The organism is Serratia sp. A07 (assembly GCF_058725505.1).
Genome location: NZ_JBZXDO010000160.1, coordinates 1 through 1498, shown reverse-complemented (window position 1 = coordinate 1498; position 1498 = coordinate 1). Strand labels below are relative to the sequence as shown.

Here is a 1498-nt window from a genome sequence, read left to right as displayed (position 1 = left end):
TCGCGCCAGATCGCCGCCAGCAGCGTTTCGTGTTCACCCTGCGGCGCTTCGTACGCTGCCTGGCTCTGCGCCCCCTGCGGCTCCGGCAACGCCCGACGATCCAGCTTGCCGTTCGGCGACAGCGGCAACGCCGCCACCACCACCCAGGCCGACGGCACCATATAGTCCGGCAGCGCCGCGCTCACATGCTGCCGCAGCGCGCCTGCCAGCGTCTCTTCCGCCACGCCGGCGGCCGGCACCACCCACGCCACCAGCCGTTTGTCGTCGCCCACCGCCCGCGCATCCACCACCGCTTCGCGCACCGCCGGGTGCGTCGCCAGCACCGCCTCTATCTCCCCGCATTCGATGCGGAAGCCGCGGATTTTCACCTGCTGGTCATTGCGCCCCAGGTACTCGATGTCGCCGTTCGCCAGATAACGCGCCACGTCGCCGGTGCGGTACATCCGCCCGCCCGGCGCGAACGGATCGGCAAGGAAGCGCTCCGCCGTCAGTTCAGGCCGGTTCAGATAGCCCCGCGCCACCTGCACCCCGCCGATATACAGCTCGCCCACCGCCCCCAGCGGCACCGGTTGCCCGTGCTCGTCCAGCAGGTAGATACGCGTGTTGGCGATCGGCCGCCCGATCGGCACCGACACCCGGTCCGCCTCCCGCGAACAGTGCCAGGCGGTAACGTCCACCGCCGCCTCCGTCGGCCCATACAGGTTATGCAACTCCGCCTGCGGCAGCCGGCGGTAAAACTCTGCCACCAGCGCCGCCGGCAGCGCTTCCCCGCTGCACATCACCCGCACCACCTGGCCGCAGCGCGTCGCCGCCTGCCCGTCCGCCAGGAAGCTTTGCAGCATCGACGGCACGAAGTGCAGCGTGGTGACGCCGTACTGTTCGATCGCGCGGCTCAGGTAGTCCGGATCCTTGTGCCCTTCTGGCTTCGCCATCACCAGACGCGCGCCGACCATCAGCGGCCAGAAGAACTCCCACACCGAGACGTCGAAGCCGAACGGCGTTTTTTGCAGCACCGTGTCCGCCGCCGTCAGGCCGTAGGCTTCCTGCATCCACACCAGCCGGTTGACCACCCCGCGGTGCTCATTCATCGCGCCCTTCGGTTTACCGGTCGAGCCCGAGGTGTAAATCACGTACGCCAGGTGCGACGCCTGCGCGCGCCGTTCCGGGTTCTCGGCGCTCAGCGTATCCGGCAGCGCCGCCTCCAGCGCCAGCTGCGGCGTCGCAGGCTCGCCCAGCGCCACCCGGCCGGCGGCGTCCGCCAGCAGCAGCACCGGGTCGGCATCCTGCAGGATGTACTGCAGGCGTTCACCCGGATAGGCCGGATCGAGCGGCACATAGGCGCCGCCGGCCTTGAGGATACCGAACAGCGCCGTCACCATGTGCAGGCCGCGTTCGGCGCACACCGCCACCCGGCTGTCCGGGCCGACGCCGCGCGCTATCAGCGCGTGCGCCAGCCGGTTGGCGCGGGCGTTCAGCTGGGCGTAGCTCAGGCTTTCCG

General features: G+C 70.2%; 1 protein-coding gene. It reads right to left on the bottom strand.

Features of this window, described 5'->3' with window-relative positions; translation table 11 throughout:
• Nucleotides 1-1498 (bottom strand): amino acid adenylation domain-containing protein (locus tag AC4PR2_RS28810; RefSeq protein WP_492176039.1); only part of this gene is annotated, 1498 nt, incomplete at both ends.